Source organism: Methylocella sp. (assembly GCF_041905455.1).
GTDB lineage: Bacteria > Pseudomonadota > Alphaproteobacteria > Rhizobiales > Beijerinckiaceae > Methylocapsa.
This window is the reverse complement of sequence record NZ_JAYRLA010000012.1, coordinates 16,711-28,727: the sequence shown is the minus strand read 5'-3', so window position 1 is coordinate 28,727 and position 12,017 is coordinate 16,711. Positions and strand designations below refer to the sequence as shown.

The window sequence follows — 12,017 nt, the reverse complement described above, 5'->3', positions numbered from 1 at the left end:
GAGGTGAGCGCCTCGCCATGGTGGCGATCTCGAGCCGGGAGGCCGACCGTTTCCTCGAGCGGCCCGCTCCGCACATATTTCTTTACCTTTTTTACGGGACCGACGCCGGCCTCGTCAGCGAACGCGCCCGCGCGCTCGTCGAAAAATCCGTCGACGACCCGAAGGACCCGTTCCAGCTCCTGCGCCTTGGCGGCGACGACCTCGCCTCCGATCCGCTGCGCCTCGCCGACGAGGTCAACACCGTCGGCCTGTTCGGCGGGCGGCGCGCCGTCCGGGTGGAGGGCGGCGGCAAGGCCGTGGCCGCCGCGCTCGAGCCGCTGTTCGCCGCGCCGCCGCAGGGCGCGACCGTCGTCGTCGAGGCCGGCGCGCTCAAGAACGATTCCTTCCTGCTGCGCCTCGCCCAGCGGGAGAAGGCCGCGGCCGCGATCGCCTGCGCGCAGGATTCGCGCGAGGACGTCGAGGCGCTGATCGAGCGCGAGGCGGCCGCCGCCGGGCTCACGATCGCGCGCGACGCCAAGATTCTGCTCGCCTCGCTGCTCGGCGAGGACCGGCTCTCGACCCGCGGCGAGCTCGAAAAGCTCATGCTCTACGCCCATGACGCGGGCGAGATCGTCCTCGACCATGTGGAGGCCGTCGTCGCCGACGCCTCGAACCTGATGCTCGAGCACGCCGTCGACGCCGCCTTCGACGGCGATTTCGCCGGCCTCGACCTCGAGTCGCGGCGGCTCGCCGCGCAGGGCGTCGACGCCAATCAGCTTCTCGGCGCCGCGCTGCGCCACGGCCTCGCGCTGCGTCGCGCGACCCTTTCCGGGCACGGTGCGCAGGGGGGGTGGAGCCGGGGAGGGCGCGGCTTCGAGCGGCATCTGCGCGCCTGGAGCGGCGACCGGCTCGCCCGCACCGTCGACGTCCTCGCCGAGGCGGTCTGGCGCGCCCGCCTCGACCAGCGGCTGGCGCCGTCGATCGCCGCGCGCGCGCTGTGGAGCGTGGCGCAGGCCGCGCGCCGGCGCGGCTGACGCGGCCGCGGCCTGAAAGGCCGCGCTTGCGGTATTTCGCCGCGAAAAGACGGCGTCCGCGCATACGAAACAAGGCTAAACTGCGCCGCGTGGGCAAGTTTGCGGCGCCTCGTCCGGAGAGGCGGCGTCGCCGGCGCGTCATCGCGCGTTCACGCGTCCGTGCAGTCAGGGTTGCGCCACAAAATATCCTATGTTAGCACCCCGTTCGCCGTCAGGGCGCGGCTCCGCTTCTTCGCTGCGCCTCTTCGTTTTTAACTCGTAAGTCTCCATCCGGCCTTGCGCGGCGTCGAGCCGTCCGGGGCCGGCCCCGCCAAGGCGGGAGCCGGAGCGGCCGAACATCGGGGCGCCCCCTTGGCGAAGCAGGAAACACTCGTTTCAGGAATGGCCGGGCGCTACGCCCAGGCGCTGTTCGCCCTCGCCCAAGAGCGTGGCGCGACGGAAGGCGTCGCCAAAGACCTCGCCGTCTTCGCCGCCATGCTCGACGAGAGCGAAGACCTGCGCAGTTTCGTGCGCAGCCCCGTCTTCTCGGCCGAGCAGCAGATCAAGGCGCTCGACGCGCTGCTGGCGCAGGCTGGCCTTTCGGGCACGACGACGGCGCAGTTCCTCAAGCTCGTCGCCTCGAAGCGGCGACTGTTCGCGATCCGCGACATGATTCGCGACTACAACGTCCTTCACGACCACGCCGTCGGCCTCTCGCGCGCCACGGTCACGGTCGCCGAACCGCTCAAGGACGAGCATGTCGAGGCCCTGAAGGCCGCGCTCGCCTCCGTGTCGCAGGGACAGCGCGTCGACGTCGCCGTCAAGGTCGACCCGGCGCTCATCGGCGGCATGATCGTCCAGATTGGCTCCCGCATGGTCGACAGCTCGCTCAAGACTAAGCTCAATTCGCTCCGCGCACGCATGAAAGAGGTCGGCTGATGGACATCCGCGCCGCAGAAATTTCGCAGATTCTCAAGAACGAGATCGCCAACTTCGGCGCCGAGGCCTCGGTCGCCGAGGTCGGGCAGGTCCTTTCGGTCGGCGACGGCATCGCCCGCGTCTATGGCCTCGACAGCGTCGAGGCGGGCGAGATGGTCGAGTTCGAGAACGGCGTGCGCGGCATGGCGCTCAACCTCGAGGTCGACAACGTCGGCGTCGTCATCTTCGGCTCGGACCGCGACATCAAGGAAGGCCAGACGGTCAAGCGCACCGGCGCGATCGTCGATGTGCCGGTCGGCAAGGAGCTCCTCGGCCGCGTCGTCGACGCGCTCGGCAATCCGATCGACGGCAAGGGCCCGATCAACGCCACGCGGCGCGCCCGCGTCGACGTCAAGGCGCCCGGCATCATTCCGCGCAAGTCCGTGCATGAGCCGATGGCCACGGGCCTCAAGGCCATCGACGCGCTGATCCCGATCGGCCGCGGCCAGCGCGAGCTCATCATCGGCGACCGCCAGACCGGCAAGACCGCCGTCGCCCTCGACGCGATCCTCAACCAGAAGCCGCTCAACGCCAGCAACGACGAGAGCGTGAAGCTCTATTGCGTCTACGTCGCGGTCGGCCAGAAGCGCTCGACGGTCGCCCAGTTCGTCAAGGCGCTCGAGGAGAACGGCGCGCTCGAATATTCGATCGTCATCGCCGCCACCGCCTCGGACCCGGCGCCGATGCAGTTCCTCGCGCCCTTCTCGGGCTGCGCCATGGGCGAGTTCTTCCGCGATAACGGGATGCACGCCCTCATCGTCTATGACGACCTCTCCAAGCAGGCCGTCGCCTATCGCCAGATGTCGCTGCTGCTGCGCCGTCCGCCGGGGCGCGAAGCCTATCCGGGCGACGTGTTCTATCTCCACTCCCGCCTGCTCGAGCGCGCCGCCAAGCTGCGCGACGCCAATGGCGCGGGCTCGCTGACCGCGCTGCCGGTCATCGAGACGCAGGCCAACGACGTCTCGGCCTACATCCCGACCAACGTCATCTCGATCACCGACGGCCAGATCTTCCTCGAGACCGACCTGTTCTACCAGGGCATCCGCCCGGCGGTGAACGTCGGCCTCTCGGTGTCGCGCGTCGGCTCGGCCGCCCAGACCAAGGCGATGAAGAAGGTCGCCGGCAAGATCAAGGGCGAGCTTGCGCAGTATCGCGAGATGGCCGCCTTCGCCCAGTTCGGCTCCGACCTCGACGTCACGACGCAGCGCCTGCTCGCGCGCGGCTCGCGCCTCACCGAGCTCCTCAAGCAGCCGCAGTTCTCGCCTCTCAAGATGGAGGAGCAGGTCGCGGTGATCTACGCCGGCGTCAACGGCTATCTCGACGCCATCCCGGTCAACCGCGTCCGCGCCTTCGAGGACGGCCTGCTCGCGCTGCTGCGCACCAGCCACGCCGATCTTCTCGACGCGATCCGCACTTCGCGGGACCTCTCGGACGCCTCGCAGCAGCAGCTGAAGGGCATCGTCGAGACCTACGCCAAGAACTTCGCCTAGTCCTGCTTGAGCCGTCTTTAGCGCCACCGGAACCTAGCCAAGCGGAAACGCCATGCCCTCGTTAAAGGACCTGCGCAACCGGATCGCCTCGGTCAAGGCGACGCAGAAGATAACCAAGGCCATGCAGATGGTGGCCGCGGCGAAGCTGCGGCGCGCGCAGAGCGCGGCCGAGGCGGCGAGGCCCTACGCCGAGCGCATGGAGCAAGTGCTCGCTTCGCTCGCGGCCTCGATCGGGCCGGACGCCGCCGCGCCCGGCCTGCTCGCCGGACGCGGGACGGACAACGTCCATCTTCTCGTCGTATGCACCGCCGAACGCGGCCTGTGCGGCGGTTTCAACTCCTCGATCGCGCGGCTCGCCCGCGAGGCCGCCCAGGAACTGATCGCGGCCGGCAAGACGGTCAAGATCATCTGCGTCGGCAAGAAGGGCGCCGACATCCTGCGCCGCCAGTTCGAGCGCGAGATCATCGAGGTGATCGACCTGCGCGGCGTGCGCCAGATCGGCTTCGAGAACGCGGCGGCCATCGGCCGCAAGATCCTGTCGATGTACGATGCAGGCGATTTCGACGTCTGCACGCTGTTCTTCGCGCGCTTTAGAAGCGTCATCCAGCAGACGCCAACCGCCCTGCAACTCATTCCGATGACCATTTCCGCCGGCTCGGCCGAGGCCGCGCCGCAAGCGGTCTATGAGTATGAGCCGGACGAGGAGCAGATCCTCGCCTCCCTGCTGCCCCGCAACGTCTCGATCCAGGTGCTGCGCGCCCTGCTCGAGAACGCGGCGTCCGAGCAGGGCGCGCGCATGAGCGCAATGGACAGCGCCTCGCGCAACGCCGGCGAAATGATCAAGAAGCAGACGATGCAGTACAACCGCTCGCGCCAGGCCATGATCACCAAGGAGCTGATCGAGATCATCTCCGGCGCCGAGGCGCTCTGAGCAGAGAACTTGAAGAGGACGAACCATGACTGACGCCTCCCCCAACTCACCGGTCGGCTACATCACGCAGGTCATCGGCGCCGTCGTCGACGTCAAGTTCGACGGTCGTCTGCCTGAGATCCTCAACGCCCTCGAGACCGAAAACGGCGGCCAGCGTCTCGTCCTCGAGGTCGCCCAGCACCTCGGCGAGAACTCCGTGCGCTGCCTCGCCATGGACGTCTCGGAAGGGCTGACGCGCGGCCAGTCGGTGCGCGACACCGGCGCGCCGATCAGCGTGCCGGTCGGAGAGGGAACGCTCGGGCGCATCATCAACGTCATCGGCGAACCGGTCGACGAAGCCGGCCCGATCAAGTCCGACGTCGTCCGCGCCATCCATCAGCTGGCCCCGAGCTACGCCGAGCAGTCCACCGAGGCGCAGATCCTCGTCACCGGCATCAAGGTCGTCGACCTGCTCGCGCCCTACGCGAAGGGCGGCAAGATCGGGCTGTTCGGCGGCGCGGGCGTCGGCAAGACCGTGCTCATCATGGAGCTCATCAACAACATCGCCAAGGCGCACGGCGGCTATTCCGTGTTCGCCGGCGTCGGCGAGCGCACGCGCGAAGGCAACGACCTTTACTACGAGATGATCGAGTCGAAGGTGAATCTCGACCCGCGCGAGCATGGCGGCTCGGCCGAAGGCTCGAAATGCGCGCTCGTCTATGGCCAGATGTCCGAGCCGCCGGGCGCCCGCGCCCGCGTCGCGCTGACCGGCCTCACCATCGCCGAGAACTTCCGCGACCAGGGCCAGGACGTGCTGTTCTTCGTCGACAACATCTTCCGCTTCACCCAGGCGGGCTCGGAGATGTCGGCGCTGCTCGGCCGCATTCCTTCGGCGGTCGGCTACCAGCCGACGCTCGCGACCGACATGGGCGCTCTGCAGGAGCGCATCACCACCACGACCAAGGGTTCGATCACCTCGGTGCAGGCCATCTACGTTCCGGCCGACGATCTGACCGACCCGGCGCCGGCCACCTCCTTCGCCCATCTCGACGCCACGACCGTGCTGTCGCGCTCGATCGCCGAAAAGGGCATCTATCCGGCCGTCGACCCGCTCGACTCGACCTCGCGCATGCTTTCGCCGATGATCGTCGGCGAGGAGCATTACGCCGTCGCCCGCCAGGTTCAGCAGACGCTGCAGCGCTACAAGGGCCTTCAGGACATCATCGCCATTCTGGGCATGGACGAGCTGTCCGAGGAGGACAAGCTCACTGTCGCGCGCGCCCGCAAGATCGAGCGCTTCCTGTCGCAGCCCTTCCACGTCGCCGAGGTGTTCACCGGCTCGCCGGGCAAGCTCGTCGCGCTCGCCGACACGATCAAGGGCTTCAAGGGCCTTGTCGAGGGCCAGTACGACCATCTGCCGGAGGCGGCCTTCTACATGGTCGGCTCCATTGAGGAGGCGATTGAGAAGTCGCAGCGCCTCGCCGCCGAGGCCGCCTGAGGCCGGAGGCCTTTAATCGCCCAATTCCGCGGCCGACGCATGACGCGCCGGCCGTTCGCGTCGCGGAGCCGCCGCACGGGCGGCGCCCGCCCGGACCCAATTGAGGACGGATCATGCCGGAGTTCCATTTCGAGCTTGTGTCGCCGGAGCGTCAGGTGTTCGCGGGCGAGGTCGAATCCGTCGTCGTGCCCGGCTCGGAAGGCCAGTTCACCGTCCTGAAGGACCATGCGCCCTTCATGACCACGCTGCGGCCGGGGGTCATCGACATCGCCGCCGCGGCCGCGCCGCACCAGCGCTATTTCGTGCGCGGCGGCTTCGCCGACGTGTCGCCGGCCGGCCTCACCATCCTCGCCGAACTCGCCGTTCCGCTCGCCGAGCTCGACGCCGCCAAGCTCGACCAGGACATCAAGGACGCCTCGGAAGACGTCGCCGACGCCTCGGCCGACGATGTCCGTCAGGCCGCCGTCGAGCGCCGCGACCAGCTCATCGAGCTGAAGGCCGCGCTCAAGATCTAGTCGCGTCCGCCGCAAGGTTTTCACGCGGCGCCCTCCCGACATTTCGTCTGCGCCCGAAAAGCCTTCGGCTTTTCGGGCGCACGCTTTTACGACGCCTCCGTCCGGCTCGAAAAATCTCCAACTTGCCGGGCGGATGCGCTATGCGGTTGCGCCATGGCTCCCCCGCTTCTCCTGCTACAGGGCGCAAGCCTCAGCTTCGGCGGCAAGTCGTTGCTCGAAGGCGCCGAGCTTTCGGTCGGCCCCGGCGAGCGTCTTTGCCTCGTCGGCCGCAACGGCTCGGGCAAATCGACCCTGCTCAAGATCGCCGCCGGCCTCGTCGAGCCTGATGGCGGGACGCGCTTTCTGCAGCCCGGCGCCGATGTGCGCTATCTGCCGCAGGAGCCGGACCTTTCCGGCTTCGCGACGGTCGCGGCCTATGTCGAGGCGGGGCTCGGTCCGCTCGGCGATCCGCATTGCGGCCGCAGGCTGCTCGCCGACCTCGGCCTTTCGGGCGAGGAGGCGTCCGCCAGTCTGTCGGGCGGCGAGGCGCGGCGCGCGGCGCTCGCGCGGGTCCTCGCCCCGGAGCCCGACATCCTGCTTCTCGACGAGCCGACCAACCACCTCGACCTGCCAGCGATCGAATGGCTCGAGGCGGAGTTGAAGGGCCTCCGCTCCGCGCTCGTCCTCATCAGCCACGACCGCCGCTTCCTGCAGGCCCTTTCGCGCGGCGTCGTCTGGCTCGACCGCGGCCGCACGCGTTCCCTTTCGCGCGGCTTCGGCGAGTTCGAGGCCTGGCGCGACCAAGCGCTTGAAGAGGAGGAGACGCAGCGCCACAAGGCCGACCGCAAGATCGTCGCCGAGGAGCACTGGCTGCGCTACGGCGTGACGGCGCGACGCAAGCGCAACCAGAAGCGGCTCGCCGATCTTGATACGCTGCGGCAGGAGAAGCGCCGTCGCCAGGGCGGCCCCGGCGCAGTCAAGCTCGCGGCCTCCGAAGGCAAGATCTCCGGCAGGCTCGTCGTCGAGGCGGAGGGCGTCTCGAAGTCCTACGGCGGCCGCAGGATCGTCGCCGGCTTCTCGACGCGGGTGCTGCGGGGCGACAGGCTGGGGGTCGTCGGCCCCAACGGCGCCGGCAAGACCACGCTCGTCCGGCTCCTGACCGGCGCGCTCGCGCCCGACGCCGGCCTCGTCCGACTGGGCGCCAATGTCGAGATGGCGAGCCTCGACCAGGGCCGCGCGAGCCTCGATCCCGACACGCTGCTGAAGGACGCGCTGACCGGCGGGGGAAGCGATTTCGTCGAGATCAACGGCGAGCGCAAGCATGTCATCGGCTACATGAAGGATTTTCTGTTCGGCCCGGAGCAGGCCCGCACGCCGATCGGCAAGCTGTCCGGCGGCGAGCGCGGCCGCCTCATGCTCGCGAGAGCGCTGGCGCGCCCGTCGAACCTGCTCGTGCTCGACGAGCCGACCAACGATCTCGACCTCGAGACGCTCGACCTCCTGCAGGAGATGCTTTCCGACTATCCCGGCACGCTGATCGTCGTCAGCCACGACCGCGACTTTCTCGACCGCGTCGCGACTTCGGTGGCGATGGCGGAGGGCGACGGCCGCTGGGTCGAGTACGCCGGCGGCTACGCCGACATGGTGGCGCAGCGCGGCGAGGGGGTTGCGGCCCGCGTCCTCGACGCGCCGGCGCCGGCCGAACGCAAGCCGCCGAAAGAGGAGGGGGCGGCGCCGGCGCGGGCGCCGCAGAAGGGCAAGCTCAGCTTCAAGGAGAAGCACGCGCTGGAGACGCTGCCGGCGCGCATGGCGGCGCTGCGCGCGGACACCGCCCGCGAGCGCGCGGTCCTCGACGATCCCGGGCTCTATGCGAGGGACGCCGGCGCCTTCGCCAGGGCCTCGAAAGCTTTCGCCGAGGCGGAGAGCGCGCTCGCGGCCGCGGAGGACGAATGGCTGGAGCTCGAAATCCGCCGCGAGGAGCTCGAGGGCTGAGCGTTCCCCTTCACGCCCATTCGCGGTCGGCCGTGAAGCTGATGTTGAGCCACAGCGGCGCGCCGTCCTCGTCGAGCTCGGCGGCGATCTCGTCGCGGATGGCGTCGAACGCCGGCACGGAGAGCGCGGGAAAGTCCGGCGGCACGAGAAAATAGGCGTCGACGAAGCGCGCGCGGCCGGTCTTCGCCACATAGCTCGTGAATCCCGCGAAGCCGTGGCGCGCCCGCGCCGCCTCCAGCACGCCGCGCACCCGCGCGTCGAGCGCCCTCGGCGCGACGAGGAAAATCTCCTTCAGCCCTCTCGCCACGGTGAGCGCGGGAATGGGCGCGACGCCGAGGATGACGGCGATGAGCACGAGGGGATCGACGTAGGGCGCGAGCGCCGCGCGCCCGAATCGTTCGAGCGCCAGACCGGCGAGGAAGCTCGCGAGCAGCGCGAGGCTGACGAGGCCGCCGATCAGGAAGGCGCGCGAATCGACGCGCAGAAGCTCGGAGTCGAGCGCCCGCGCCGCGCGTCCGACGCGCAGCGCCATTACGAGGCAGACGGCGGCCGAGACGATCGCGTAGAGCGACGCCGGCCCGAACTCCATGCGGTTGCCGCCGGAGGTCAGCGCGATGACCGCGTCGAGCAGGGCGTAGAGGCAGGAGAGCCCAAGGACGGTCCCGTTGAAGGCGGCGACCATCGGCTCGAAATGCCAGTAGCCGAACTGGAAGCGCCGGCTGCCGTCCTTGGCGAGGAGGCGTGAGACGATCAGGGCGAGGCCCGTCATGGCGACGTCGACGATCGAATAGATTCCGTCGAACAGCACGGACCGGGCGCCGGTGACGAGGCCCATGACGACGCCGGCGAGGCCGACGCCGGTCGTCACGTAGATTGACAGCCGCAGCAGCGCCTGCTCGGCGAGAGGTTCGTTGGAGCGGTCCGTCATTGGTCTCGCGCCGTGAGGTCGGGTGTCCTGATTGCCACGGCTGCGCCCGGGTGACGAGAGAGGGGACGGGCATATTGTCGTCGCGTCCCGGCCTCGTTAAGATGGGAGGGTCAACGGCGGCGTATGAAAGGGGCTCCATGAGCGAGGCGGCGGAAATCGGCCAGGAGCGTAGCGCGGCCCTGCTGCCGGAGCGGCTGGTCGCGGGCTATGAGGCTTTTCTTTCGGGCCGATTTGCGCGCGAGCACGAGCGATTCGAGCATCTGGCCTCGGTCGGCCAGAACCCGCGCATCCTGCTCATCGGATGCTGCGACTCGCGCGTCTCGCCCGAGGTGATCTTCGACGCGGCGCCGGGGGAAATCTTCGTCGTCCGCAACGTCGCCAACATCGTCCCGCCCTACGGGCCAAACGGCGACCACCACGGCACCTCGTCCGCCATCGAATACGCCGTGCTGGCGCTTCGGGTCACGCATATCGTCATTCTCGGCCATGCGAGCTGCGGCGGCATGCGCGCCTACGCCGAGGCGGAGCGCGATCCTTATTTCAAGCCTCTTTCGGCGGGCGACTTCATCGGCAAGTGGATCAGCCTGATCGCCCCCGCCGCCGAGCGGTTGGGGTCGGTCGACGAACCGATCGAGGTCTATTCGGAGCGGCTCGCCTTCGCGTCCATCATTCAGGGCCTCGCCAATCTGCGGACCTTTCCGGCCGTGGCCAATCTGGAGAAGCGCGGCATTCTGTCGCTGCACGGGGCCTATTTCGGCATAGCACAAGGCAAGCTTCTCGCTTTGGACGAGCGCAGCGGCACATTTATCCCCGTGTCGCCTGACGCCCACGCCGCGACCTTCGCCGAGCCGCGCTTCTAGGAGCGGGCGGCGGCGGAGCCTTCCACGGACATCCGCCTTTCCAGCCGCCGGCCGAAATTCGGCGTTGTTGCACGTCTGCGTGAACGCGTGCATCCTGTGACGACATGCCGCTCCGCAGAGAGCAGATTGGCACAGGAGAGGACTATGACGACGATCGCTCACATTCTTGCGGAAAAAGGACGGAGCGTGAGCGCCACCCAGCCTCATCGCACGATCTCGGAGGCGCTGAGTCTGCTCACCGTGAAGAACATCGGCGCTCTTGTCGTCACCGATGGCGACGGCGGACTGATCGGCGTCCTTTCGGAGCGCGACATCGTGCGCGCGATCGGGCGCGACGGCGCCGCCGTGCTGGAGGATCCAGTGTCCAAGCACATGACGACGCGCGTCGTGACGGCCGACGAAAGCGAATGCGTCGTCGGCGTGATGGAGAAGATGACGACGCGGCGCTTCCGCCATCTGCCGGTGCTCAAGGACGGCAGGCTCGTGGGCCTCGTCTCCATCGGCGACATCGTGAAATTCCGTCTCGAGGAGATGCAGCAGGAGCACGAGGCGCTGAAGGAATATATCGCGACGGCCTGAGGCTTTCGCTCGGCGACGCCGGCGCGAACGCGATCGCCGTCCAGCCTGCGCCGTCAGGCGCGCGTATCGAACGGCGCTCCCTCGGCGCGCGGCGTCAGGGCGACATGGTCGGCGATCTCGGGAATGGCGCGCCGCGCCGCCTCGCGGCCCATCTCGATCAGTTCGCCGGCGCGGTGGAAGTCGAACAGGCCGACCTTGCTGACGCGCGCGTTGATGAGCACGTCGGGCGGATCGCCCGCGAGGCGCGAGCGCGAGATGCGGCCCTGGGCGATGTTGAAGGCGTCCATCATCGCGCTCGCCATGCCGGGCGCGCCGTCCTCGCGCCGGCCGAAATGGCGGCGGCCCGCGCCGCGCAGCGCGCTGAAAAGGCCGCCCTTGCGACGCTCGCCCTCGATCTCGGCGGCGAGCTTGTCGAGCGAAGGCTCGATCGACAGGTGATTGTTGAGGACCGTGCCGCGAAAGCCGTTGTCGCCGATGAGATTGACCGCAAGCACGACGTCGGCGCCGAGCGCGCGGCAGACCGTCACCGGCACGGGATTGACGAGCGCCCCGTCGAATAGCCAGCGCTCGTTGATGCGCACCGGCTCGAAGATGCCTGGCAGGGCGTAAGAGGCGCAAATGGCCTCGACCGCGTCGCCGCGGGTCAGCCAGACCTCATGCCCCGTGCCGACTTCGGTCGCGACCACGGCGAAGCCCTTCTCGAGTCCGTCGACCTGCAGGCCGCCGAGCGCCTGGCGCAGGCGGCGGCGCAGCCGTGCGCCGGTCAGCAGCCCGACGCCGGAAAAGGAGATGTCGAGCAGGCTGAACACGCTTTTCTTGGTGAGGCTGCGCGCGAACAGTTCGACATGATCGAGCTTGCCCGCGGCGTAGCAGCCGCCGACCACCGCGCCGATCGACGTGCCGGCGACGACGTCGGGAACGACGCCATGGTCGGCGAACTCGAGGAGGACGCCGATGTGGGCCCAGCCCCGCGCCGCGCCGGCGCCGAGAGCGACGCCGATCCGCGGCCCGGGCCTGTCCGTCCGGGCGCCGGGCGGGACAGCCTCACGCGGACGCGATGACGTCGAACTGTCGCTCAAGCTTCTGCTCCCGAAGCGGCGTGCGCCAACCGTCGCATGCGCTCATGCGTCAATCGACTATGTTGCGATGACAATAACGACGCGCTCTGGCGCGAGGCTGCCGCGTCAGACGGGAATCACGCCGAATTGCGCGACGAGCAGGAGCGCGACCACGAGGGCCAGCAGCGCATAGGCGAGATAGACTTTCTTCACGGCGCCCTCCCGGACTTTCGCCAGC

General features: G+C 68.9%; 11 protein-coding genes. 9 read left to right on the top strand and 2 right to left on the bottom strand.

Annotated elements, in window-relative coordinates; genetic code table 11:
* Positions 1-17: 17 nt before the first annotated feature.
* The 7 genes from holA to ACE3OG_RS11230 all read left to right on the top strand — a co-directional run bounded on the left by holA (position 18) and on the right by ACE3OG_RS11230 (position 8,354).
* Positions 18-1,013: a DNA polymerase III subunit delta gene (gene holA / locus ACE3OG_RS11260; RefSeq protein ID WP_374308634.1), complete on the top strand. Its 996-nt coding sequence runs from the start codon at positions 18-20 to the stop codon at positions 1,011-1,013.
* A 351-nt stretch (positions 1,014-1,364) separates the two neighbouring features.
* The gene (locus ACE3OG_RS11255; protein WP_374308632.1) at positions 1,365-1,931 is read left to right on the top strand and encodes a F0F1 ATP synthase subunit delta; all 567 of its coding nucleotides are present in this window, start codon (positions 1,365-1,367) and stop codon (positions 1,929-1,931) included.
* Positions 1,931-3,460 carry a F0F1 ATP synthase subunit alpha gene (gene atpA, locus ACE3OG_RS11250; RefSeq protein ID WP_374308630.1) on the top strand — a complete coding sequence of 510 codons (1,530 nt, stop codon included), beginning with the start codon at positions 1,931-1,933 and terminating at the stop codon, positions 3,458-3,460. The genes ACE3OG_RS11255 and atpA overlap by 1 nt, the downstream gene beginning before the upstream one ends.
* Before the next feature lie 52 nt (positions 3,461-3,512).
* The gene (locus tag ACE3OG_RS11245; protein WP_374308628.1) at positions 3,513-4,391 is read left to right on the top strand and encodes a F0F1 ATP synthase subunit gamma; all 879 of its coding nucleotides are present in this window, start codon (positions 3,513-3,515) and stop codon (positions 4,389-4,391) included.
* 25 nt (positions 4,392-4,416) lie between these two features.
* Entirely contained in the window at positions 4,417-5,868 is a 1,452-nt protein-coding gene (gene atpD, locus ACE3OG_RS11240) for a F0F1 ATP synthase subunit beta (protein WP_374308626.1), read from the top strand.
* Positions 5,869-5,981: 113 nt separating this feature from the next.
* Entirely contained in the window at positions 5,982-6,383 is a 402-nt protein-coding gene (locus ACE3OG_RS11235) for a F0F1 ATP synthase subunit epsilon (protein ID WP_374308625.1), read from the top strand.
* 153 nt (positions 6,384-6,536) lie between these two features.
* Positions 6,537-8,354: an ABC-F family ATP-binding cassette domain-containing protein gene (locus ACE3OG_RS11230; RefSeq protein WP_374308623.1), complete on the top strand. Its 1,818-nt coding sequence runs from the start codon at positions 6,537-6,539 to the stop codon at positions 8,352-8,354.
* 10 nt (positions 8,355-8,364) lie between these two features.
* On the opposite strand, the gene ACE3OG_RS11225 is transcribed toward ACE3OG_RS11230, so the two are convergent.
* Entirely contained in the window at positions 8,365-9,282 is a 918-nt protein-coding gene (locus ACE3OG_RS11225) for a cation diffusion facilitator family transporter (protein ID WP_374308621.1), read from the bottom strand.
* Between the two features lie 137 nt (positions 9,283-9,419).
* Here ACE3OG_RS11225 and ACE3OG_RS11220 point away from each other — a divergent pair, with 137 nt between their 5' ends.
* Both ACE3OG_RS11220 and ACE3OG_RS11215 read left to right on the top strand, forming a co-directional pair.
* Positions 9,420-10,142, top strand: a complete 723-nt coding sequence (locus ACE3OG_RS11220; RefSeq protein ID WP_374308619.1) for a carbonic anhydrase — start codon at positions 9,420-9,422, stop codon at positions 10,140-10,142.
* Between the two features lie 144 nt (positions 10,143-10,286).
* Entirely contained in the window at positions 10,287-10,721 is a 435-nt protein-coding gene (locus ACE3OG_RS11215; protein WP_374308617.1) for a CBS domain-containing protein, read from the top strand.
* 53 nt (positions 10,722-10,774) lie between these two features.
* Here the strand turns inward: ACE3OG_RS11215 and ACE3OG_RS11210 are convergent, their stop codons facing one another.
* On the bottom strand, positions 10,775-11,800 hold the full coding sequence (locus ACE3OG_RS11210) for a patatin-like phospholipase family protein (RefSeq protein WP_374308615.1): 1,026 nt from the start codon (positions 11,798-11,800) through the stop codon (positions 10,775-10,777).
* Between the last annotated feature and the right edge of the window lie 217 nt (positions 11,801-12,017).